The following is a 20,289-nucleotide window of genomic DNA, read 5'->3' as shown; positions in this document are numbered from 1 at the left end:
TTCGACAATCAAAACTTAAAAAGTTAACGAGAAAAAAAATGACCGACCAAGCACAAGTAAATCAGCAAGATGAAAACAAATTAATCGCCGAACGTCGCGGTAAATTAGCGAAAATTCGTGAAAACTGTCCGGCTAATGGCCACCCAAACAAGTTTGACCGAAAACACTACGCTGCTGATTTACAAGCTGAGCATGGTGAGAAAGATAAAGAAACACTTGAAGCTGAAACCGCAACCTATAGTATTGCTGGTCGAGTTATGGCTAAGCGTGGGCCATTTTTGGTACTACAAGATATGTCTGGTCGCATCCAAGCTTATGCACATAAAACCGTGCAAAAAGATATTAAAGAGCGTTGGGGCACTTTAGATATTGGCGATATTATCGGTGTTACCGGCACTATGCATATGTCTGGTAAAGGCGATTTGTATGTCAATATGGACGAATATCAATTACTCACTAAGTCATTGCGTCCGTTACCTGAAAAATTCCACGGTTTATCTGATGTTGAAACTAAGTATCGCCAACGCTATGTTGATTTAATCATCAATGAAGAAACGCGTAATACTTTCCTTATTCGTTCAAAAATTGTTGAAGGTATTCGTCAGTTTTTAACTGTCCGCGGTTTTATGGAAGTTGAAACGCCAATGCTACAAACTATTCCAGGTGGTGCAACGGCTAAACCTTTTGAAACTTTTCATAATGCCTTAGACATTCAAATGTATATGCGTATTGCTCCTGAGCTTTATTTAAAGCGCCTAGTTGTTGGTGGTTTTGAAAAAGTATTCGAAATTAACCGTAACTTCCGCAATGAAGGTTTATCTTCACGTCATAACCCAGAATTCACTATGATTGAATTCTATCAAGCTTATGCTGATTACATTGATTTAATGAATATTACTGAGGATATGTTACGTACCCTTGCTGAAAACGTATTGGGTAGCTCTGTTATTCGTAACACGGTTAAAAATAGCGATGGCGAAGTCGTAGAAGAAAAATTTTATGACTTTGGAAAATCGTTTACGCGCTTATCTATGGTTGATGCTATTTTATTATACGGTAACGACCTAGACGAAAACATTTTACGTAACCCCGAAGCAAACTTCGATGCACTTAAAGCTATGGCCAAAACTGTAGGTGTTAAAGAAACTGAAGCGTCAAAAGTATGGGGCCCAGGTAAATACATTTGTGAAATATTTGAAGAAGTTGCCGAGCATATGCTTGATCAACCCACTTTCATTACAGAATACCCTTGGGAAGTTTCACCATTAGCACGTCGTAATGATGACAACCCATTTATTACTGACCGTTTTGAATTCTTCGTTGGTGGCCGTGAATTAGCTAATGGCTTCTCTGAGCTTAACGACGCAGAAGACCAAGCAGCACGTTTCCGCAACCAAGTTGAAGGTAAAGATGCTGGTGACGATGAAGCAATGCATTATGATGAAGACTATATTCAAGCGCTTGAATATGGTTTACCGCCAACTGCGGGTGAAGGTATTGGTATTGACCGTTTAGTGATGTTGTTTACTGACTCACCAACGATAAAAGATGTTATTTTGTTCCCTCATATGCGTCCTCTAGCTGAGTAACCTTTATCATGAGCGCTTTTAGAAGCGTTCATTAGATTTATAAAAGCCGGATCAGTTAATCACTTATCCGGCTTTTCTGTTTAGAAATAACGCCAAAGATGTCATATGTTCAGGATGACAACTGGTTTCAGACGAACATAGTCTAGTTACCCCTGTGCCGTCATGCTGAATTTATTTCAGTATCTGTTCTTGTGTTGTCAACGACGAGATCCTAAAAAAGTTTAGGATGATGGAGGCGGTATCAAGTTGATGGAGTTAGTATCAGGCTGACGTAGTTCATATCAGCATAACTGGCTTGTCTTAGAGCAGAGTAACTGAAATTGTTAGTTAAATATCTGTTAAGCCCCAAACGAAGGCAATTACACCGGTGAAGCCAATAAGTATCATATAGGCGGTGCCAATAAATGAATATTTAATAAAGGTAAAAAAATAACCTTGCTTATAAACTCGTTTTTGCATAATAAATAAATAAATGGGGATCCAAGTTAATAAGGCTTTACTGGCAAATTCAATTGAGCCAGTAAGTATGGGGAGGACTGTTTTACTATAGCCAGCAAACACATCTAATAACTCTACCAACAATATAGTAAAGAAAATAAAACTATGGCTGTGTAAGGCAACAGTTAAATGCTCCATATAAAGACGCTTTGAAAAGATATACATTATCTTTAACAATATGGCGAAAAGAGGCAGTAAAATAAACATTAATTGTGGTAATTTTCCAATAACTTCTTGCACTAATGGCGTTGCATCAGATCTGAAGGCTTTTTCTGCTTTCTTGATCAAAGACTTTGTGAACACATTAAGTTTTTTATTACTATCTTCACTCAAAAAATCAAAAGACAAGGTACCATCGGCATTGTTGCTTATGGTCGTAGAAATTTTGTCTACCTTATCTAGCTCCTCACCATTTTTAAATTTTGCAATATTTGAGGTTAATAAATCATAACGTTCTTTCTTATTCCCGCTAAGCGTTTGTCCATCTTTAAATTGTCTTAATTCTAAATCGACAAGTGTTTTGGTCATATCAATTAACCGTTTATTTTTTTCAATACTGTAATCTTTATTCATATCGGTTAGATAGATTTCAAATTTTGCGATGCTTTTTGTTGTTTCTGACAAATCAACGGTATTGTCTGGTGAGCCATCAATGGCTTTAAGCTTGTTTTTTTCAAGTAAAACAAGTTGATTTTTGATTTGAGTGATTGATGTCTGATTGTCGCTTACCGCGAGAAGAGAATCACTGTCTGAGAGCACAAAAAATTTTAAGGTAATAAAAAAGACAATACTCACAAAAAGGTATAGACGCAGCGGAGGCACGTAATGGACGCGTTTTCCGGTAATATACTCATTAGTTAAAAAACCAGGACGAGTAACTAATGGCAATATAGTTCGAGCAGCTCTTGAATCAAAACTAAAAATATCATCAAGGAGGTGTAATATAACCACCCAAAAATATTTCAATGTTGATTCTGCTTTTTGGCCACACTGACCACAAAAAGGACCACTGAGTGGTTGCTGACAATTATCACAATTATTATTTGCTGAACTTCTTATGGTATCAGGCTGTTCAGAGACTGATGACATGATATCAATATCATTATTTTTTTTAACTAACTCGGTATTTTGCATAAAAGTTTCAGAATAAATACAAACAATAGAACAAAATCATAGCATTATGTTTATAAAAGTGTGAGGGAAAAGTTATAAATATTTACAAATTAATTGAGTTAACTGCGTGCTGTTTGTATAACTATCTGCTAAATTTACTCTAATAAGAAAAATAGGGTTGAATGTACTATGTTTATTATTATGCAAAAAAGTAAATAATAAGCAAAGTGTAGTAATAGAAAAGCCAAATACAGGAGAATTATAATGGCGTTTGAAGTTAAATTTGAATTAACAGAGTCAGACTTAGACCACTTCCGTGATGTAATGCGTAAAGCACAATCAGGAGTTGCAAAACTTAGTGAAGCAGTTATTTTAAGTAACGCTAAGAGTATTAGCCAAGATATTAAAGGAAGTGTTCCAGAATTTGTCAGCGAACGCATTAAAAAACTAGAAACTTTAGTGGCAATGATAGAAGACTCTGAATGGAAAATTCCAGCAGAAGAGCGCAGTGATGTGCTAAGTGCATTGGCTTATTTTAGTGATCCGGAAGATTTAGTACCTGACCATATTCCTGTATTAGGCTTTTTAGACGACGCCATCATGATTGAATTAGTTGCCGAAGAACTGAAAGATGATATCGAAGCATTTTTAGAGTTTTGTGCTTATCGTAGCCGAGAAGAAGGCCGTAGTGGTGATGTTTCAGTGACTCGTGAAGAGTGGCTAGATTCTAAACGTCGCGAACTTCATAGTCGTATGAGAAACCGACGCTCAACCCGTCGAAGCGGTCGCTCATCATTTCGTTCAGTTTTTTAAACTCTACTTTAAAAAGATTGAATTTTAAAAGCTTACTCATTTTTTGAGTAAGTTTTTTTTTGTGTTGTTAACGACGAGATCCTAAAACAAGTTCAGGATGACGGGGGCGTTATCAGGATGACAAAGGTGGTATCAGAATGTCAGAGGCTTATCCCTTTGCGGTCATGCTGAATTTATTTCAGTATCTGCTTTTTGTTTTGTCAACGACGAGATCCTGAAACAAGTTCAGGATGACGGAGGTGGTATCAGGATGACGGGGGCGTTATAAGGATGACAAAGGTGGTATCAGAATGTCAGAGGCTTATCCTTTTGCCGTCATGCTGAATTTATTTCAGTATCTGCTTTTTTTTGTCAACGACGAGATCCTTAAACAAGTGCAGGATGACGGGGGGGATCAGGATGATGGAGGTGGTATCAGGATGACGGAGGTGTTATCAGGATGACGGGGGCGTTATCAGGATGACAAAGGTGGTATCAGAATGTCAGAGGCTTATCCCTTTGCCGTCATGCTGAATTTATTTCAGTATCTGCTTTTTGTTTTGTCAACGACGAGATCCTGAAACAAGTTCAGGATGACGGAGGTGGTATCAGGATGACGGGGGCGTTATCAGGATGACAAAGGTGGTATCAGAATGTCAGAGGCTTATCCCATTGCCGTCATGCTTAATTTATTTCAGTATCCGCTTTTTGTGTTGTCACGACGAGATCCTGAAACAAGTTCAGGATGATGGAGGCGCGGTATCGGGCTGACGGATTTAGTATCAGGACGATGGATTTGGTATCAGGATAACTGGAGTCGTCATCCGTGAGTAACGTATATCATTACCACTAAAAATCCAATGAGTACGGTATTTAAAGCAATAATATAAGCAAAACCTTTCACACCTTCTTTTACACTAAAGCCCTTAGCACCTAAATATCGCCACCAAAAAAGGCACATGATAATAGGGAGTAGAAAGAACAGTTTGATCATATTAATTCCTCGGTTTTATTTTTTGTTTCGAAAGGGACCTTTTCGCTCCAAGGAGCAACTTTAAATAACATTAGCATTCCTGGGATCGCGAGGAAAGTACAAAGAAAGTAGAACGATGTCCAACCTATTTGCTCTACAATAAGGCCAGTTGTTGCATTGGCAAAGGTTCGAGGCAAAGCGGTTAGCGCCGTAAAGAGTGCAAATTGCGTTGCAGCAAAAGCGGGGTTGGTTGTTCTTGCTATAAAGGCAGTAAATGCAGCTGTACCTAAACCAACACCTAAGTATTCAAAGCCCATCGCAAAAGCTAGAGCGTAAGTATTATGACCTATTTCTGCTAAAGCGGCAAAGCCTAATATGCTGATGATTTGCACAAAGCCAAACAACCATAATGCCTTATTTATACTGAGCTTTATCATTACAATGCCGCCAACAGCAAGCCCGATAGTCATCGCAATAAGCGACGCTGTTTTAGCAACCACACCAATTTCTGTTTTAGTAAAGCCTAGGTCTATAAAAAATGGCGTTTGCAGGGCTGTAGCCATACTGTCGCCTAATTTGTATAAAAATAAAAAAATGAGAATTTGTAAGGCACTTTTAAAACCTTTTCGTGAAATAAAATCTCTAAAAGGCAATACAACAGCATCATGTAATGTTTTAGGAGCAAGATGTTCGCTTTTACTCTCTTTAATACATAAGGTCAGTAAAATACCGATGAGCATAAACGCAGCAACAATAAGAAAAACTGATTGCCAGTTGATATGGTCAGCCAAGATAAAAGCTAACGACCCCGGCACTAAGCCAGATAGACGATAAGCCTGTACATGGATAGAATTACCTAAGCCCAGTTCGTGTTCTTGCAATAACTCCCTGCGATAGGCATCGAGAACAATATCTTGGCTTGCACTAAAAAAAGCAACAGCAGCGGCAAGATAAGCGACAGACCAAATATTAATAGTCGGGTCTATAAAACCAAAACCAGCGATAGAGAAGAGTAATAAAATTTGCGTAGCAAACATCCAACTTCGACGTCGACCTAAGATTGGAAAAGAATACCTGTCCATCAATGGCGACCAAATAAACTTCCAAACATAAGGAATGCCAATTAATGAGAATAAACCTATCTCAACTAGACTCACTCCCTCTGATCTTAACCAACCAGGTACCAGTTGATATAAAATAAATAACGGCAAGCCCGAAGTGAATCCGGTAAAGATACAAATCAACATTCTTTTATTTAGAATAGCTTCTTTGAATGTTTGTTGAGTGGTCATGCATTTACCTATAAAAATCTTAGTAGGTATAGGCTATCAAAATGTTATTGAAAACAGAAGTTTATTCTTGAGTTCTGTGAGCAAGTGTCGAGGGTTTTACTTACGTTAACCTAAGGTAACGGACGCCAGCCAATACAGTCAATAGGATAACTGCCAGCACCTGTGAAAAAATCTAAGCAAGTCGTTATTTCACTTTTGAAATACAAGTCATGACTCAGTGATTGTGCTCCATGTAAACTCATCTCATGGACTAAGTGCCAAAAAACGCGCTCTTTTGCACTACTTGGGGTTTCATCATTTACCTTGAGCAATGTCCATTCCTCCATGGTATCAAGGATGAATGTGTCGAGTTCGGTATAATGCAATGATTGGTTAATCACAGCTTTAATATAGTAAGCTATTTGTTGTGTTTTTTCGTTGATAAACGGCTCAATTATCATGGCATCCTCAGTTCACTTTCGTATTTAAATCATTCAAGTAGGAAAGTAGCTACCACTTTATTGAAATGGTGAAAATAGTTGTTATTGTTTATTTACTACCTTATATATCGTAGATTAAAAACAGTTTGTCAAAGGTGTAGGCAATCTAATTTTCATTTAATTGTAAGATCGTACAAAAAATAATGTTTGTTCTGGCATTGTTATAGTCAGAAATATTACCTCCTGACTATAATTTTTAGCTGAAATTTTATTGGATAAATTTATTCTTCTGGTAATAAAGTGGCTTTAATTAAGGTAATAGGTTCTACGGGCACATCGTCCCAGCCCATCGCATCACTATAGTGTGTTTTAGCTAAATTCATAGCATCAACAACTGCCTGACCTTCAACAATAGCGCCAAATACGGTATATCCCCAGCGACGGCCTGGATTTAAACTTTTATTGTTAGCCATATTAAAAAAGAATTGACGATTTGCGGTGTGTGGGCGATTTTCTTTTGCCATAGCAATCGTGCCACGTTCATTTTTTAAACCATTACCTGATTCATTAACAATATTTCCAGTGACTTTTTTTAAATTGAAGTCTTCATCATAACCACCGCCTTGTACAATAAAGTCTGAGACAATACGATGAAAAATTGTGTTGTTGTATTCACCTTTAACCACATACATTAAAAAATTATCAACAGTTAATGGCGCACGAATACGGTCTAACTCAACAATGATGACTCCTTTTGATGTTTCTAATTTCACTTTTGGAAATAAGTTATTGGGATCAATGGCGATATTATTCGCTGATAGAGTGCCAGATAAAAATATAAGTAAAAAAAATAAACCTTTCATTATCATTTCTTCTTTTAAAGGGGCTGTTAAAAATTATTTTATAAAGCGCTGAATTTCAATATTATTAATAACTTGAGATAATAGCTGAGTAAGTTGTTGACTAAAGTCACGCTCTAATACTGCAATATCTGCGCCCAATGGGCCTTCACTGGTTCCGCGAACTTTAAAGATGTTACTTAACGTTTGTGAACCATTGTTAACCGTTACACGGATCACAAGTTCATTGTTAACTTGATATTTCATCATTTCTTGTTGCACGCTGCTTAAGCCATTATCAATAATTATTTCAATTGCATTACCCGCTTGAGCGTTAATGTCTAAGCCCTGTTTTTTAAATTCAGCGGCTAACGTTTCCTCAACAATACGGTTTAATGGTTGCTGACTAGAATAAACCTCTGCCGCTTCATCTTTTCTTAATATTTGCACAACATGCTGGGCACTCCGCAAATCAGTGACCGTTAAACTCGCTTGTTTATTTTGATAAGCACTTTGGCTAGATGCACTATTATTTATGCTTAAATCTGGAGCAATAACTACGTAAGTGGGTTTGTTGGCACAAGCCGTCAGTACAAGCAGTAAAGTTGTTGCGGCTAATGTTTTAATTTTATTGTTAATGAATATATTTTTCATGATCTGATTAACTCCATTATTTTATTGATGAAAGCGTGACAAATTTATCATTGCTGGCAATGAGTTTTTCATTACCAAAAAGTCGTTTAAGTTTAATATGGTATCCGAGTTGTCGATTACCAATAATGCGTAACTCCCCACCGTTCTTTAATGCTCTATGGCTATCGCGAAACATCTGCCAAGCGATATGGTCAGTGGTTGCATTTTGCTGGTGAAAAGGAGGGTTACACAAAATCAAATCAACACTATTAGGCTCCACGTCTGCTAAGCAGTCATTTATCATGAACTGGCATTGATTGAGTTGCTCAGGTAAGTTTTTACTGATATTAGTCTTTGCAGAATCAACAGCCATATAAGATTCATCAACAAAAGTAACTAATGCCTCGGGTTGCTCGGCCACTACGGCTAAGCCAATCACACCATTGCCACAACCTAAGTCAATAACACGACTACCTGCTTTTACTTCAGGAAGGTGCTTAATAAAGTGACGAGCACCAATATCAAGTTTTTCACGCGCATAAACCCCTGAATGATTACTGATAATAAAAGCGCTATCTTCTAACGGCCAAATTGTTGGAAAAGGTGAAGAGAAAACTTGCTTGTTATCAAGTTGAGAGAATACTAAACGTGCTTTTTTTACCGCTAAAGACGTTTTTGTTGTCCCTAAATATTTTTCAAATAATTTTAACGTCGAACTATGTATATCTTTGGCTTTATCGCTAGCAATAAAAATAAGATTTTGATTATATTTAGCTTTAATTGATAATAGTTGGTCGATCATTAATGACTTACTTTTAGGTATCTTGTACAACACCACACTAATATTATCGGGTAGGTCATCCAAACTCGTTATTTGGCAAATATTGTCAAGCGACAAACCGTTTTGCTCAATATTATATTTTAACCCTTGATGGCTTATCCAAGAGTCGGAAACCGTAGTCACATTTGACTGAGTAAAGTTAGCGGTAATAGCGCCAAAACTATCATTGAAAATGAGTAATTTGTGCTGGCTACCCGCTAAATCTTGTTCATTAACATAATTAATTAAATACTCGTCGGCTGAATCCCAAGCAACTAGTGCACGGTTAACTTGACCAACGGGGTAGCGATCTAAAAAAAGGTTCTTGTCATAAACGCCATCTGCGTTAACAATAAAAGGGCTGATCATAATGAAGAGGTTCGATTTTTACCTAGAAGAATGTCGGCTATTGTGACAAAATATACGGAATTGAGCCAGTGATAGTTGCTTTGAGCGCTTAAAAACTATTTTATAAATAAATGAGATTTTTTTATCAATAATGGCAACTGTTTACTCGCCATTAATGACAGTGAAACCACTATAGCCATCCAGACTGATGGCATATTGTGTGTAACAAACTAAAATGACTCCACTATAGAAAAACACATCAGGGATTTAATAATGACCATTGAAGCTGTAATAGAACAAAAACTTCTTTCCGCATTTTCTCCAATACATCTCGATGTTATTAATGAAAGCCATCAACATAATGTTGCACCGGGCAGTGAATCTCATTTTAAAGTGATTATCGTTAGCGACGACTTTATTGGAGAACGCTTAATTAAACGTCACCGAGCCATTAATTCGTTGCTTTCAACAGAGCTTGCCGAAAAAATACATGCGTTAGCGCTTCATACTTATACCAAGGATGAGTGGGACAAGTATTATGCAGATAATACCCCTTTGTCGCCTAAATGCTTAGGTGGTGGTAAAAAATCAGCGTAACTTTAGCAAATAAATTAGGGGTCAAACGCTAACTAACCATCATTCGCGATTTTATCCCTAATTTATAATACCCTCATAATTGTATTCACTTTTCGTGAAACACTTGTTATTTAATCTTAACTATCTATGTGAAATGAAGAATATTTGCCAACAGCTACGTCACTTAATGGCTAAATTTAGCTAACAAGGTCAATTGATAGGGTCACTGATAAACCGAAACAATTATTTCAGGGTTATTATGATTGATGGTGTGATTTGTTTTTCTCATTGTGGTGTCGCGATATCACTTTAATGTTGGTTGGATGTGATACAAGAGTTGGTATTGTACTTTCATGCTAGGGGCATTATGTTAGGCGCTGTTTATACGTTAAAAGCTGATGGCCATGTTTGGGCAGATGTTCTTTATTAAAATAGCTAGTGGCTTTAATCCTTTATTTTGAGGAAAACATTCACTGGTCATACCTCGTATTCTTTTTAGTAGCGTAAACTATGCAACAATTTTAAATTTATGTCGCAATAAATATTGAATAATGACTAAATTGCCGAGTTGTTTGGCGATAAAAATAGTATTAATTAAAAGGTCTTCTTATGGTTATTAAACCTAAAATTCGTGGTTTTATTTGTACAAATGCACACCCAACCGGCTGTGAAGCTCATGTCAATGAGCAGATTTCTTATGTTAAATCTCATCAACAGGCTAATGCCAAGCCAAAAAATGTTTTGGTTATTGGTTCATCTACCGGTTATGGATTATCGTCACGTATAACCGCTGCATTTGGTAATAATGCTAAAACATTAGGTATTTTCTTTGAGAAACCGCCGACTGAAAAGAAAACAGCCAGTGCTGGTTGGTATAATACTGCGGCGTTTCAAAAGGCCGCTGAGCAAGAAGGCCTTTGGTCTAAGAATATTAATGGTGATGCGTTTTCACATGAAATTAAAGCAAAGGCTATTGAAACGATTAAAGCTGAATTAGGTGAAATTGATCTAATCGTTTACTCACTTGCTTCACCTCGTCGTACTGATCCAGATACCGGTGAAGTTTATTCATCGACGCTTAAACCTATTGGTCAAAGTGTTACCACGAAAAACCTAAACACCTCGAAGCGTGTTATCGATGAAATCTCTGTTGAAGCAGCAAATGAAGCCGAGATACAAGGTACCATTGATGTAATGGGTGGCGCTGACTGGGAATTATGGATTAAGGCATTGAATGAGGCTGGCGTTCTTTCAGAAGGATTTAAATCAGTAGCTTATACATATATTGGTAAAGAATTAACTTGGCCAATATACGGAAAAGCGACTATAGGTAAAGCAAAAGAAGATTTAGACCGTGCTGCATCGGCAATTAATAAAGCGACCGCTAATTTTAAGGGCGAAGCTCATGTTACTTCATTAAATGCGGTCGTTACGCAGGCGAGTTCAGCAATACCCATCATGCCACTTTATATTTCAGCAATGTTTAAAGTGATGAAGGCAGATGGCACTTATGAAGGGTGTATCGAACAAATTCAGAACCTATTTGTTGAGAACATCTACAGTGAAACACCTCGCTTAGATGATAAAAATCGTTATCGTCAAAACCATAAAGAGCTTGAAGACAGCGTTCAAAAACGTGTGACAGACATTTGGAATACCGTTGATTCTGATAATATTGATGAATTAACAGACTATGTTGGCTATCATCAAGAATTTTTAAAGTTATTTGGCTTTAGTGTTGTGGGTGTTGATTACGAGGCTGATGTCAATACAATGGCAGAAATTAAGCATCTCTTATAACGATTAACTTTAATTATTTGTGATTAGCATCAATAATAAAAAGCCGACATAAAATGTCGGTTTTTTTAGGTCTGACAAAATTTTTGGCTGATAAATGAGCGAAATCAATAATATTCAACTAATTTGTAATTTAAGTAACTGAGATCGTAGATAGCCTTAGAGTTTTTGTGTTAAAATCGCGCCAGAAATTTTAACTTAGAGCCAGTGGGTCTTTTTTATTTTCAACTAACTGTTGTTGTTGCTAAAAAAAGTACTTACTGAAATACACTAAAATCAGTACTTTCCTTACCTATCAGACTTTATTTACGAGTGATCGTAAAAGAGTTTAATTACGTATGTAAGGTTATGATTTTGATACTCCCATCAAAAGTAGTGCATGTGTTTATGATTACAATAAAAAAAGGTCTGGATGTTCCTGTCGTTGGTTCTCCCCTGCAGGTAATCCATGATGGCAACGCCATCAAAACCGTTGCAACATTAGGTGAAGAGTTTGTGGGTATGCGACCAACCATGTTTGTTAAAGTGGATGATCGTGTTAAAAAAGGTCAGATTATTTTTGAAGATAAAAAGAATCCTGGCGTTAAATTCACAGCTCATGCTGCCGGTGTTGTTAAAGAAATCAACCGTGGTGAAAAACGTGTTTTGCAATCAGTCGTTATTAAAATTGACGGCGATGAGCAAATTACATTTCCTTCATACACAGCGAATGAACTTAACTCAATAAAACGTCAAGATGTTGTTGATAACCTCGTTAATTCAGGTTTGTGGACAGCATTGCGTACACGTCCATTTAGTAGAGTTCCTGCCGTTGATTCAACGCCAACCGCGATTTTTGTTAGTGTAATGGATACTAATCCGCTAGCCGCTAACCCCGAAGTGATTATTAATGAACAAAGTGAAGCCTTTAAAAATGGCTTGACAATACTTACTCGTTTAACCAATGGTGAAGTGTTTGTTAGTAAAGCGCCGGGTACTAATATTCCCGTTGAGGCTAATGTGCAAGTTAACGAATTTGCAGGAAAACACCCTGCTGGTTTAGTTGGCACACATATGCATTTTTTAAAGCCAGTTAGTGTAGACAAGTCTTCATGGAACTTAGGCTATCAAGACGTTATTGCTTTTGGGCAGTTATTTACTACTGGTGAGCTGAATAACACCCGTATTATTTCACTCGCTGGCCCTGCTGCTAAGAACCCTCGTTTAGTGCGTACTATTTTAGGTGCAAACACTGACGAATTAATTGCGGGTGAATTTGCTGACGGTGAATTACGCATTATATCGGGTTCTTTACTTTCAGGAGCAAAAGCAAAAGGTGTTCACGCTTATCTAGGTCGCTACCATGTGCAAATTTCGTTAATTTTAGAAGGTCGCGAAAAAGAGTTTATTGGTTATATGTATCCTGGGCCTAATAAATTCTCGGTAACACGTGCATATATGTCTCATTTCTTCCCAAAGAAATTATTCAATATGACCACTACAACTAACGGTAGTCCTCGTGCCATGGTTCCAATTGGTAATTTTGAACGAGTGATGCCATTAGATATTCTCCCAACAATGTTATTGCGTGATTTATGTGCCGGTGATACCGACAGCGCGCAGCAACTTGGTGCTTTAGAGCTTGATGAAGAAGATTTAGCCTTATGTACATTTGTTTGCCCAGGCAAAACAGATTATGGCGTTATTCTTCGTGAATGCCTAACCACAATAGAGAAGGAAGGTTAGACATGGGCTTGAAAAAGTATATTGAAGATATTGAACCGCAATTTGAAAAAGGCGGTAAGCTAGAAACGTGGTACGCTTTGTATGAAGCTGTAGCCACCGGTTTATTTACTCCTGGTCAAGTGAACAAAGGTGCTACTCACGTTCGTGACAGTATTGACTTAAAACGCATCATGATAACAGTATGGTTAGCTGTTTTCCCTGCTATGTTTTTTGGTATGTACAACATTGGTTTTCAAGCAGCTGATGCTTTAGCTGCTGGTTATGCTTTACCTGATACTTGGCAAGTAGGCTTGTTCGAATTTCTTGGAGGGAGTTTATCTGCTGACTCGAGTGTCTTAGGTAAAATGCTTTATGGAGCAGTGTTCTTCTTACCTATTTATGCAACTACCTTTATTGTTGGTGGCTTTTGGGAAGTTCTATTTGCTTCAGTGCGCAAGCATGAAGTTAACGAAGGTTTTTTTGTTAGTTCAATTTTGTTTGCCTTGATCTTGCCTGCAACAATTCCATTATGGCAAGTTGCTATTGGTATTACTTTCGGTATTGTTATTGCTAAAGAAATTTTTGGTGGTACAGGTAAAAACTTCTTGAACCCTGCGCTAGCTGGCCGTGCTTTTCTGTTTTTTGCTTATCCAGGTGAATTATCAGGTGATGCTGTTTGGGTTGCTGTTGATGGTTACTCAGGTGCGACTCCATTAAGTGCTGCAGCAGCAGCAATTCCAGGGTCGGTTGATTTTGCAATCAATACTAACTGGTGGAATGCATTCTTGGGCTTTATTCCAGGGTCAATGGGTGAAGTATCAACAGCTGCTATTTTCTTAGGTGGTGCATACATTCTTTATAAAGGTATTGCTTCGTGGCGTATTGTCTTAAGCGTATTCGTTGGCATGGTGTTTACTTCTTTACTGTTTAACAGTATTGGTAGTGATACGAACGCAATGTTTGCTATGCCATGGTATTGGCACTTAGTCACAGGTGGCTTTGCTTTTGGTATGATGTTTATGGCTACTGACCCTGTCACTATGTCTTTTACTAACACGGGTAAATACTGGTTTGGTGCATTAGTTGGCGTAATGGTTGTACTCATACGTGTAGTTAATCCGGCATACCCTGAAGGAATTATGTTAGCTATTTTATTTGCTAATTTATTCGCTCCTCTTTTCGACTATTTTGTTGTTCAAGGGAATATCAAACGGAGGCTCGCTCGTAATGTCTAGTAATAAAGAAACTCCAATTAAAACAATCGGCTTTGTGTTTTTAGTTTGTCTGGTTTGTGCTGCATTAGTCTCTGTTGCTGCGATTAGTTTAAAACCGTTACAACAAGCTAATAAACTGCTTGATAAGCAAACTAAAATTCTTGAAGCTTCTGGCTTATTAACATTAGCTTTGAAAACAGAAAATATTAAAGCTTCAGGTAGTGAACCTAAAAGTATCGTTGCAACATTTGAAAAATATGTTGAAGCTAAGATGATTGACCTAGATTCAGGGAATATTATTGAAGGTAACACTGATATATTTGACGAACGTGCAGACGCTCGTAATGCTGCTAAAAGCTCAAAGCTTACTAACGATACTGCAGGTATTAATCGCCGAGCTAATCATGCTGTTGTTTATTTAGTTAATAATGAGCAAGGCCAGCTAAATACTCTGGTTTTACCTATTGTTGGTTCAGGGCTGTGGGATTTAATGTACGGTTATATTGGTTTAGCGCCAAATTTAAATACCGTTCGTAGTCTTATTTATTCTGACTTAAAAGAAACTCCAGGTTTAGGCGCTGAAGTGCTTAACCCTAAGTGGAAAGCTTTATGGCCAGGTAAGAAAATTTACAATGATAGCGGTGAAGTGGCTATTAACGTGATTAAAGGTGGTGCTAAAGCCGGAGATATTCATGGCGTTGACGCATTGTCAGGGGCTACATTAACCAGTAATGGCGTACAAAATACCTTACATTTTTGGTTAGGTGAGCAAGGTTATGGACCTTTTATTGCTAAATACCGCAGTGTTGCTAGCGAAGGAGAGATGAACTAATGTCTTCAGATACTAAAAAAGTACTATTTGGACCTATTGTAGATAACAACCCTATCGCCTTACAGGTACTAGGTGTTTGTTCTGCTCTAGCGGTAACCAGTTCAATGGCAAACGCTTTGGTTATGACCATAGCGGTAATGCTAGTTACAGGCTTCTCTAACTTTTTTATCTCACTTGTGCGTAATCATATTCCATCAAGTGTGCGTATTATTGTGCAAATGGCGATTATAGCGTCGTTAGTTATTGTGGTTGACCAAGTGTTAAAAGCCTTCTCTTATCAGTTGTCGAAAGAGTTGTCAGTTTTCATTGGTTTGATCATTACTAACTGCATTGTAATGGGCCGTGCAGAAGCCTTTGCTATGAAAGAAAAGCCGGGTGTCAGCTTTTTAGATGGTATTGGTAATGGTTTAGGTTACGGCGCAGTTTTGATGGTTGTTGCTTTTTTCCGTGAATTATTTGGTTTTGGTGAGATCTTTGGTGTTGAAGTATTTAAATTAGTTCAAAACGATGGTTGGTACCAAGGTAATGGCTTATTAGTCTTACCATTTAGTTCATTCTTCATTATTGGTTTAATTATCTGGGCTGTACGCCAGTGGAAACCAGAACAAGTAGAGAAGGATTAGCCCCATGGAACATTATTTAAGTATTTTTATTAAAACCATATTTATTGAGAATATGGCATTAAGCTTCTTTTTGGGTATGTGTACTTTCTTAGCGGTGTCTAAGAAAGTAAGTACAGCCATTGGTCTAGGTGTTGCGGTTGTGGTGGTACTAGGTTTAGCTGTTCCAGCTAACCAAATTATTTATCAAGCTATTTTAGCGCCAGGCGCTTTAGATAGTATGATGGGTATTACTGAGCAGAAAGATTCAATCGATTTAAGCTTTTTATCATTTATTACCTTTATCGGTGTTATTGCTGCTTTAGTACAAATTTTGGAAATGATTTTAGACAAATATTTTCCTGCTTTGTATCAAGCCTTAGGTATATTTTTACCTTTGATCACTGTTAACTGTGCAATTTTTGGTGCGGTATCCTTTATGGTAGCGAAAAATTTAACCTTGGGTGAAAGTGTTGTTTACGGCATTGGCTCTGGTGTGGGTTGGATGTTAGCTATTGTGTTGTTGGCTGCTATACGTGAAAAGATGAAATATTCTGACGTACCAGATGGTTTGAAAGGTTTAGGTATCACGTTTATCTCCGCTGGATTGATGGCTTTTGGCTTTCTTTCTTTTGGTGGTATTTCACTTTAAAAAATATCGGTCTAAGTCACTTATTACAAAAAGTAATTTGAGCTTAGGCCCTAGATAATTTAAGGAAAAGTCGATGGAAATCATTCTCGGCATATCGATGTTTACCGCGATAGTGTTAGCATTAGTTTTAGTGATTTTATTTGCTAAATCTAAGTTAGTCTCTTCAGGTGACGTAACAATTAGTATAAATGGCGACCCAAATAAATCAGTAGTAACCGCTGCTGGTGGCAAGCTTCTTGGCGCTTTAGCAGATCAAGGGATTTTTATTCCTTCTGCTTGTGGTGGTGGTGGTACTTGTGGTCAATGTCGTGTTGACGTGCATTCAGGTGGTGGCGACATTTTACCAACTGAAACGGGTCATATCACTAAGCGTGAAGCTAAAACAGGTTGTCGTTTAGCCTGTCAGGTTGCTGTTAAGCAAGATATGGTTATTGAAGTGGAAGACGAAATCTTCGGTGTTCAACAATGGGAATGTGAAGTTATCTCTAATGATAACCAAGCAACTTTCATTAAAGAACTTAAACTTCAAATACCCAATGGGGAATCTGTTCCGTTTAAAGCCGGTGGTTATATTCAAATAGAAGCTCCAGCTCATCATGTAAAATATAGTGATTTTGATATTGATCAACAGTACAAAGGCGATTGGAATCATTTTGGCTTCTTTGATGTTGAATCAAAAGTTGACGAGCCAACGTTACGTGCATATTCAATGGCTAACTATCCTGAAGAAGAAGGCATTATTATGCTTAACGTGCGTATTGCTACGCCTCCTCCAGGACGTTTACATTTACCAGCAGGTAAAATGTCATCATATATCTTCAGCCTTAAGTCTGGCGACAAAGTCACTATTTCTGGTCCCTTTGGCGAGTTTTTTGCTAAAGAATCAGATAATGAAATGGTCTTTATTGGTGGTGGTGCCGGTATGGCGCCAATGCGTTCACACATTTTTGATCAACTTAAACGTTTACAGTCTAAGCGTAAAATGTCGTTCTGGTATGGTGCTCGTTCTAAGCGTGAAATGTTCTATGAAGATGATTACAACGGCTTAGCCGCTGAGAATGACAACTTCAAATGGCATGTTGCGTTATCAGATCCACAAGCTGAAGATAACTGGGAAGGCATGACAGGTTTTATTCATAATGTACTTTATGAAAACTACTTAAAAGATCATGAAGCACCAGAAGATTGTGAGTACTACATGTGTGGTCCTCCAATGATGAATGCTGCTGTTATTCATATGCTTAAAGACTTAGGCGTAGAAGACGAGAACATCATGTTAGATGACTTCGGTGGATAGTGTCTATTTCTTTGCTATTTTACTTAATAGCGGTAGAGAAGGTGGTTATTGACTATTATCAGTTCCGCGCCATCTCATTGTTTTAAAGTGAACTAGTTTTGAGTTAAAAGTCACTTGATAATAGTGCATTGTAAAAGACGGCTTTGGTCGTCTTTTATTATTTATATAAGGCGTTTTACCTAGACGTTTTACCTAAATAATAAATTTATAGGTATCAAAAATGATTAAAGTAAAAGTATTGATTATCAGTTTTATTCTGGTGTTTATAGCTGGTTGCTTTCCAAGTAGTGATTTAAGTAAGCAAGAAGTTTTGTTGCAAGGTCGTACTATGGGGACTACGTATAATATTAAAGTGGTCATTGATAATAATTTGGCTGATACTGAACAAGTCCATACAGGCATTGACGCACTATTGGTGCAATTAAATCAAGAAATGTCGACCTATATCGTTGATTCTGAATTATCACGATTTAACACATCGATATCGCTTACGCCTGTCGCAATATCTGTTGGGTTACAACGCGTTATTAAAGAAGCGATTCGTCTGGGGCAATTAAGTGAAGGCAATCTTGATATTACTGTTGGGCCATTAGTCAACCTTTGGGGGTTTGGCCCTGAATATCGTCCAAATACTATACCAACGGCCGAGGCTTTACTGTTAGCGCGCCAACAAATAGGCTTGTCAAAGCTGGTGTTAAACGGCAATAAACTTTCTAAAAAAACGCCTAGCCTTTATGTCGATTTATCAACCATTGCCAAAGGTTATGGGGTCGATATAGTCGCAGAATATTTAGAAGAAAAGGGCATTAATAATTACCTAATAGAAATTGGTGGAGAAATGCGTTTAAAAGGTTTTAAACATACCGGTGAGCTTTGGCATGTTGCGATAGAAAAGCCTATTCAGGATGCAAGTGGTGAGCATCGCTCTGTCTATCAAGTGATCATACCAAAAAATAATGCAGTGGCAACTTCAGGCGATTATCGTAATTATTATCAAGCCAAAGATGGTCAACGTTTTTCACATATTATTGATCCGGCGACGGGCAAACCTATCAATCATAAGTTAGTCTCAGTAACAGTTATTCATCCATCTTCTATGACCGCAGACGGTCTGTCTACGGCGATGATGGTTATGGGGGAAGTAAAAGCCATCGACTTTGCAGAGAAAAATGGTATAGCTGCTTACATTATTGCGAAGACAGAGCATGGCTTTGTTGAGCAAAGCACGGTAAAATTCATGCAGTATTTAAAGTAACTGATTAAAACGAGTTACTGTTTATTCATCTTAATAGATAAAGAAGATAAGTGGGTTAGTTTATGATGATATTTATGATCACTTTAGGTTTTTTCCTTGTAGTTGTTGTTGCTATGTCGGTTGGCTATATCTTTCAACAAAAGTCGTTAGCAGGCAGTTGCGGCGGATTAGCAACAGTGGGTATTGATAAGTCGTGTAATTGCGATAACCCTTGTGAGAAACGCCAAGAGCGCGAACGTATTGCTGCTGCTAAAGAGCAGATGATTGATATTAAAATTATCTAAATGAGTAATACTTTTATTCTGGCTTGAGAAACATAATCAGTATCTAATAAATGTGGATACTGTTTAACACTAAGGATTTTCAATGAAATTGGCTAATAATGTATAATATCAATAATTTGTTAAGCCATACTTAACTTATTCATAATATGAATCTCCATCCCCTCCAATGTTACATTTCACCTACGATCAAAAATCATAGGATTAAAAAACTCAATAGTATATTTGCAGGTCTGTTCAGCCCATGAACGACTACAAGTATCGACAAAGCTTATCTGAACTATCACCTTTTAAGTCAATGTTTTCAACGGTGACGAGTGTTTTTGCAGTACTCGAACTATAAACTTATATATGTATTACTATAAAAGAGAAATCACTGGGTAATTTACGTGGTAGCTAAAATGTGTGAATTTGTTAAAGAAGTACTTAGTTATTAATTGCTAGCCACAATGATGGGTGTAACACTGACAGCAAGATTGTTGTAAAGTAGCACATCATTGTTGTATGAAAATGTGTCTGTGCGCGTTATTACGATTAGAAATTAACAGCGAACTGTTTAATACAATAGCCTAATCATCATAGGGTAGAATTAAGTGACTTAGATAAAAGTCCTCTTTACTTACTAGGTGCATAGTGTCAAATATTTGTAATTTTTTATTATTGCCGATCTTTTGTGATAAATGCGGTAAATTGTTATTGTGATAGGCTTACTTAGCCAGATTAAATTCATCTATATCCTTGTATCCTTTAACGATGATTTACTGTT

At 37.3% G+C, this 20,289-nt stretch carries 19 protein-coding genes; 12 read left to right on the top strand and 7 right to left on the bottom strand.

Annotated features, from left to right (window positions below):
* The first annotated feature begins 38 nt into the window (after positions 1-38).
* Positions 39-1,589 (top strand): lysine--tRNA ligase, encoded by a 1,551-nt coding sequence (lysS, locus tag H4J66_RS14870; RefSeq protein ID WP_070377186.1) that lies wholly within the window; start codon positions 39-41, stop codon positions 1,587-1,589.
* Between the two features lie 327 nt (positions 1,590-1,916).
* Here lysS and H4J66_RS14865 read toward each other — a convergent pair whose 3' ends face one another.
* The gene (locus tag H4J66_RS14865; protein ID WP_182175790.1) at positions 1,917-3,221 is read right to left on the bottom strand and encodes a DUF3667 domain-containing protein; all 1,305 of its coding nucleotides are present in this window, start codon (positions 3,219-3,221) and stop codon (positions 1,917-1,919) included.
* 243 nt (positions 3,222-3,464) lie between these two features.
* On the opposite strand from H4J66_RS14865, the gene H4J66_RS14860 reads away from it, so the two are divergent.
* Positions 3,465-4,013: a YkvA family protein gene (locus H4J66_RS14860; protein ID WP_182175789.1), complete on the top strand. Its 549-nt coding sequence runs from the start codon at positions 3,465-3,467 to the stop codon at positions 4,011-4,013.
* Positions 4,014-4,812: 799 nt separating this feature from the next.
* Here the strand turns inward: H4J66_RS14860 and H4J66_RS14855 are convergent.
* From H4J66_RS14855 to H4J66_RS14830, 6 genes are all read right to left on the bottom strand, one after another.
* Positions 4,813-4,986 (bottom strand): hypothetical protein, encoded by a 174-nt coding sequence (locus H4J66_RS14855; protein WP_182175788.1) that lies wholly within the window; start codon positions 4,984-4,986, stop codon positions 4,813-4,815.
* Positions 4,983-6,257: an AmpG family muropeptide MFS transporter gene (locus tag H4J66_RS14850; protein WP_182175787.1), complete on the bottom strand. Its 1,275-nt coding sequence runs from the start codon at positions 6,255-6,257 to the stop codon at positions 4,983-4,985. Before H4J66_RS14850 ends, H4J66_RS14855 begins: the two co-directional genes overlap by 4 nt.
* A 110-nt stretch (positions 6,258-6,367) precedes the next feature.
* A complete protein-coding gene (locus H4J66_RS14845; RefSeq protein ID WP_083278033.1) occupies positions 6,368-6,697 on the bottom strand; it encodes a hypothetical protein in 330 nt (109 codons plus the stop codon).
* Positions 6,698-6,957: 260 nt separating this feature from the next.
* Positions 6,958-7,539 carry a peptidylprolyl isomerase gene (locus H4J66_RS14840; RefSeq protein WP_182175786.1) on the bottom strand — a complete coding sequence of 194 codons (582 nt, stop codon included), beginning with the start codon at positions 7,537-7,539 and terminating at the stop codon, positions 6,958-6,960.
* Between the two features lie 33 nt (positions 7,540-7,572).
* On the bottom strand, positions 7,573-8,169 hold the full coding sequence (locus H4J66_RS14835) for a YajG family lipoprotein (protein ID WP_182175785.1): 597 nt from the start codon (positions 8,167-8,169) through the stop codon (positions 7,573-7,575).
* 16 nt (positions 8,170-8,185) lie between these two features.
* A complete protein-coding gene (locus H4J66_RS14830; protein WP_182175784.1) occupies positions 8,186-9,337 on the bottom strand; it encodes a methyltransferase in 1,152 nt (383 codons plus the stop codon).
* Positions 9,338-9,589: 252 nt separating this feature from the next.
* Between H4J66_RS14830 and H4J66_RS14825 the strand changes: the two genes are divergently transcribed.
* The 10 genes from H4J66_RS14825 (at position 9,590) to nqrM (ending at position 19,526) form a co-directional block, all read left to right on the top strand.
* Positions 9,590-9,913, top strand: a complete 324-nt coding sequence (locus H4J66_RS14825) for a BolA/IbaG family iron-sulfur metabolism protein (protein ID WP_182175783.1) — start codon at positions 9,590-9,592, stop codon at positions 9,911-9,913.
* Positions 9,914-10,501: 588 nt separating this feature from the next.
* Entirely contained in the window at positions 10,502-11,692 is a 1,191-nt protein-coding gene (gene fabV, locus H4J66_RS14820) for an enoyl-ACP reductase FabV (RefSeq protein WP_182175782.1), read from the top strand.
* Between the two features lie 384 nt (positions 11,693-12,076).
* Positions 12,077-13,414: a Na(+)-translocating NADH-quinone reductase subunit A gene (locus H4J66_RS14815; protein WP_182175781.1), complete on the top strand. Its 1,338-nt coding sequence runs from the start codon at positions 12,077-12,079 to the stop codon at positions 13,412-13,414.
* Between the two features lie 2 nt (positions 13,415-13,416).
* A complete protein-coding gene (locus H4J66_RS14810; RefSeq protein WP_182175780.1) occupies positions 13,417-14,628 on the top strand; it encodes an NADH:ubiquinone reductase (Na(+)-transporting) subunit B in 1,212 nt (403 codons plus the stop codon).
* Positions 14,621-15,439 carry a Na(+)-translocating NADH-quinone reductase subunit C gene (locus H4J66_RS14805; RefSeq protein ID WP_182175779.1) on the top strand — a complete coding sequence of 273 codons (819 nt, stop codon included), beginning with the start codon at positions 14,621-14,623 and terminating at the stop codon, positions 15,437-15,439. The genes H4J66_RS14810 and H4J66_RS14805 overlap by 8 nt, the downstream gene beginning before the upstream one ends.
* Positions 15,439-16,062 carry an NADH:ubiquinone reductase (Na(+)-transporting) subunit D gene (locus H4J66_RS14800; protein WP_182175778.1) on the top strand — a complete coding sequence of 208 codons (624 nt, stop codon included), beginning with the start codon at positions 15,439-15,441 and terminating at the stop codon, positions 16,060-16,062. Before H4J66_RS14805 ends, H4J66_RS14800 begins: the two co-directional genes overlap by 1 nt.
* Positions 16,063-16,066: 4 nt before the next feature.
* The gene (gene nqrE / locus H4J66_RS14795; RefSeq protein WP_182175777.1) at positions 16,067-16,690 is read left to right on the top strand and encodes an NADH:ubiquinone reductase (Na(+)-transporting) subunit E; all 624 of its coding nucleotides are present in this window, start codon (positions 16,067-16,069) and stop codon (positions 16,688-16,690) included.
* A gap of 73 nt (positions 16,691-16,763) precedes the next feature.
* Complete coding sequence (gene nqrF / locus H4J66_RS14790) at positions 16,764-17,987, top strand: NADH:ubiquinone reductase (Na(+)-transporting) subunit F (RefSeq protein WP_182175776.1); 1,224 nt, start codon at positions 16,764-16,766, stop codon at positions 17,985-17,987.
* Positions 17,988-18,207: 220 nt separating this feature from the next.
* Complete coding sequence (locus tag H4J66_RS14785; RefSeq protein ID WP_182175775.1) at positions 18,208-19,242, top strand: FAD:protein FMN transferase; 1,035 nt, start codon at positions 18,208-18,210, stop codon at positions 19,240-19,242.
* Between the two features lie 62 nt (positions 19,243-19,304).
* Positions 19,305-19,526: a (Na+)-NQR maturation NqrM gene (gene nqrM / locus H4J66_RS14780; protein WP_070376020.1), complete on the top strand. Its 222-nt coding sequence runs from the start codon at positions 19,305-19,307 to the stop codon at positions 19,524-19,526.
* Positions 19,527-20,289 lie beyond the last annotated feature (763 nt).

This window comes from Colwellia sp. MB3u-55 (genome assembly GCF_014076785.1).
Classification (GTDB): Bacteria; Pseudomonadota; Gammaproteobacteria; order Enterobacterales; family Alteromonadaceae; genus Colwellia_A.
The sequence above is the reverse complement of the archived record's forward strand: the minus strand, read 5'-3'. Positions and strand labels throughout refer to the sequence as shown.

What these genes read in the sequence shown, in the direction of transcription:
- lysS (WP_070377186.1), top strand. Translation starts at nt 39, where the DNA reads ATGACCGACCAAGCACAAGTAAATCAGCAAGATGAAAACAAATTAATC.
- H4J66_RS14865 (WP_182175790.1), bottom strand. Translation starts at nt 3,221, where the DNA reads ATGCAAAATACCGAGTTAGTTAAAAAAAATAATGATATTGATATCATG.
- H4J66_RS14860 (WP_182175789.1), top strand. Translation starts at nt 3,465, where the DNA reads ATGGCGTTTGAAGTTAAATTTGAATTAACAGAGTCAGACTTAGACCAC.
- H4J66_RS14855 (WP_182175788.1), bottom strand. Translation starts at nt 4,986, where the DNA reads ATGATCAAACTGTTCTTTCTACTCCCTATTATCATGTGCCTTTTTTGG.
- H4J66_RS14850 (WP_182175787.1), bottom strand. Translation starts at nt 6,257, where the DNA reads ATGACCACTCAACAAACATTCAAAGAAGCTATTCTAAATAAAAGAATG.
- H4J66_RS14845 (WP_083278033.1), bottom strand. Translation starts at nt 6,697, where the DNA reads ATGATAATTGAGCCGTTTATCAACGAAAAAACACAACAAATAGCTTAC.
- H4J66_RS14840 (WP_182175786.1), bottom strand. Translation starts at nt 7,539, where the DNA reads ATGAAAGGTTTATTTTTTTTACTTATATTTTTATCTGGCACTCTATCA.
- H4J66_RS14835 (WP_182175785.1), bottom strand. Translation starts at nt 8,169, where the DNA reads ATGAAAAATATATTCATTAACAATAAAATTAAAACATTAGCCGCAACA.
- H4J66_RS14830 (WP_182175784.1), bottom strand. Translation starts at nt 9,337, where the DNA reads ATGATCAGCCCTTTTATTGTTAACGCAGATGGCGTTTATGACAAGAAC.
- H4J66_RS14825 (WP_182175783.1), top strand. Translation starts at nt 9,590, where the DNA reads ATGACCATTGAAGCTGTAATAGAACAAAAACTTCTTTCCGCATTTTCT.
- fabV (WP_182175782.1), top strand. Translation starts at nt 10,502, where the DNA reads ATGGTTATTAAACCTAAAATTCGTGGTTTTATTTGTACAAATGCACAC.
- H4J66_RS14815 (WP_182175781.1), top strand. Translation starts at nt 12,077, where the DNA reads ATGATTACAATAAAAAAAGGTCTGGATGTTCCTGTCGTTGGTTCTCCC.
- H4J66_RS14810 (WP_182175780.1), top strand. Translation starts at nt 13,417, where the DNA reads ATGGGCTTGAAAAAGTATATTGAAGATATTGAACCGCAATTTGAAAAA.
- H4J66_RS14805 (WP_182175779.1), top strand. Translation starts at nt 14,621, where the DNA reads ATGTCTAGTAATAAAGAAACTCCAATTAAAACAATCGGCTTTGTGTTT.
- H4J66_RS14800 (WP_182175778.1), top strand. Translation starts at nt 15,439, where the DNA reads ATGTCTTCAGATACTAAAAAAGTACTATTTGGACCTATTGTAGATAAC.
- nqrE (WP_182175777.1), top strand. Translation starts at nt 16,067, where the DNA reads ATGGAACATTATTTAAGTATTTTTATTAAAACCATATTTATTGAGAAT.
- nqrF (WP_182175776.1), top strand. Translation starts at nt 16,764, where the DNA reads ATGGAAATCATTCTCGGCATATCGATGTTTACCGCGATAGTGTTAGCA.
- H4J66_RS14785 (WP_182175775.1), top strand. Translation starts at nt 18,208, where the DNA reads ATGATTAAAGTAAAAGTATTGATTATCAGTTTTATTCTGGTGTTTATA.
- nqrM (WP_070376020.1), top strand. Translation starts at nt 19,305, where the DNA reads ATGATGATATTTATGATCACTTTAGGTTTTTTCCTTGTAGTTGTTGTT.